This window comes from Pseudomonadota bacterium (assembly GCA_026388215.1).
Classification (GTDB): domain Bacteria; phylum Desulfobacterota; class Syntrophorhabdia; order Syntrophorhabdales; family Syntrophorhabdaceae; genus JAPLKF01.
The window spans coordinates 1-2,347 of record JAPLKF010000192.1 but is presented as its reverse complement, the minus strand read 5'-3'; the positions used below and the strand labels follow the sequence as shown (position 1 = coordinate 2,347).

The 2,347-nt window shown below is 39.5% G+C and carries 3 protein-coding genes; all 3 read left to right on the top strand.

Translation table 11 applies throughout. The features are described from left to right. Window positions 1–161: 161 nt before the first annotated feature. On the top strand, window positions 162–830 hold the full coding sequence (locus tag NTU69_10335) for a hypothetical protein (protein MCX5803907.1): 669 nt from the start codon (window positions 162–164) through the stop codon (window positions 828–830). After that, on the top strand, window positions 820–1,584 hold the full coding sequence (locus NTU69_10330; protein ID MCX5803906.1) for a putative Ig domain-containing protein: 765 nt from the start codon (window positions 820–822) through the stop codon (window positions 1,582–1,584). The genes NTU69_10335 and NTU69_10330 overlap by 11 nt, the downstream gene beginning before the upstream one ends. 79 nt (window positions 1,585–1,663) lie before the next feature. Then, window positions 1,664–2,347: hypothetical protein (locus NTU69_10325; protein ID MCX5803905.1), on the top strand; the 684-nt coding region annotated here is incomplete at its 3' end.

The window sequence follows — 2,347 nt, the reverse complement described above, 5'->3', positions numbered from 1 at the left end:
TTATACATATCCAAACAGTGTAATCACAGTCGGGGAGTTTGGTCTGGGAAGGGATTTTAACCTGTCAGCAAATATAGGTGCAAACTGGCAGAATTACAGATGGAAGCTTTATACAATGGTAGTAAAGCCGAAAAACCTTTAAAAGTAGGGGAATAGTTAAGATGAAACATTTAAAGGGCGAAAAAGGTGCAGCGTTAATAACTGTACTTGCTATAATTGTTGTTTCCTCTATCCTGATTACAGTCATCTATTATTTTGCCTATAAAGGGACTGAGGTTTCAGGGCTTCAGAAGAGATACCAGACTGCAAAAGAGGCATCGATGGGAGGGGCAGAAGTTCTTTTAAAGGAGATTATCCCCCTGGCAATCGGTGGAACAATTAGTGGAGGTGTGGCTGCTCCAACAACGAATTTATCAGCTGTTCTTGCAGGCTTTAACGTGATTACCAGTGCCCAGGTTGCGCAAAGTATATCAGATGCCTGTTTTTTTACTAAACTACGCGTATCAACGAATGACATAACAACCACCCCGAACTGGTCAACCAATGTTTGTGATAGTACGTTAGATGCCAAGACACTTCCTGACATTAACTTTACCCTTTCCGGTACAGCCCCTGCACAGCCTTTTGATGTTTATTTGAAGATAGTTGACACCACTATGGGTAATTCAAATACAAGCGGTATTGTACTTGAAGGTATGGGAACAGCAGAATCAGGTTCAGGCATGATCACCTCTCAACATTTCCCTTACATCTATAGAATTGAGGTTCAGGGGGAAAGACAGAATAGTCCTGCTGAACGAGCCAATCTTACAGTTCTCTATGCCTATTAAAAAAAAGAAAAGCATTAAAAGAGGGGAAAGCGGGAAAAGGTTTGTAGCAGATAGGAAGATAGTATACTGGTTACTTCTTGCAATATTTGTCATACTTCTGATTATTTATTTTGGTTACACAAAATCTCAACCTGTTCCTGAGAAGAAAGCATCTATCGGACCGGGTAAGGCTGAGACCGCATCTCAAGCAGGAGAGGGGGGCATGGTAGATAAGGCAAAAGGTTATCCACCGGCACTGGCTAAGGCTAAATTACAGCTTGAAACAATCAATAACGTGGATATATTAAAGGTTATAACTGAGGGAAAGGATAAGGATAGTAAACCAATTACATATGAATATGAGTGGACTAAGAATAGTGAGCCTGCCGGGAGTGTTGACAGCATTAGCGGATTTAAAAGGGGAGACAAGTTAGCTGTGAAAATAACACCCTTTGATGGTGAAACTTACGGGCCACCAAGGGTCCTGACTACCGAGATAAAAAATGTTCCCCCGCGGATTATTGAACATCAGGAAACAACGTTTGATGGTAAAATTTTATCCTATCAGGTCAAGGCAACTGACCCTGATGGTGATCCAATTACCTATTCTTTGGTAGATCCCCCAAAAGGCATGACAATCGACAGTGCAAGCGGGATGATAAAATGGCCTGTAGATGAAACGGTTTCTGCTGGCACACACGGCGTAAAGGTCAAGGTCTCTGATGGTCAGGGTGCGGAGAATGTTTATACAATAAACATAAATTTAGGTAAGTAGATTGCTGAAAAAGAAACACAAATCGATTCTAAGATAATGTAAAATCCCCAGAAGATTAAATAAATGCAAAAAGAAAGGGATGATGATACACCAACAAATCAAATCAGTAAAGTTAGAAGGAATTTTTGCATTTTCAGCTTTCCTCCTTATCCCCTTTCTTGGTGGTAATCATCTTTCCCTCTATTATATAAATATAGATAGATTCTGGATCGAGACCTCTTTTGTTCTTCTAATAATCATAGCTGCTGTAGCGAACTGGCTCAAGAAAAAGGAAGTACAGGCTGGTTTTTATAAATTTTTCATATTTTTTTTGCCCTTCGGGATAATTCACCTCATAAGTCTTATATATACATGGAACACATTCAGTACCTTAAGTGACATAAATGTATTAATCTGGATTATCGGGAGCGTCTATCTCTTTCTCTCATCAGATGACAAAGAAGTTTTGCTTAAAGCCCTCGTTATAGGAACATTTATTTCTTCCCTATGTGTTATTATCCAATCAAAAACATTATTTCCGAATCTTATCGAGGAATTGGGAAATGGGCGATACGCTGCATTTGTGAAGGAGCAACCCATACCGTTTTCATCGTTCATATATCATAATATTCTTGGAGGATATTTCTGCTTTGTGCTCCCCTTTGCACTATATTTTGGTATTATCAGAACACGCTGGATTTTTATTATTGCAACTGTAGGAATCATTGTGGGATTGATCTTCTCTACTTCAAGAATGGCAATGGGGATTTCTTTGCTCGGGAGT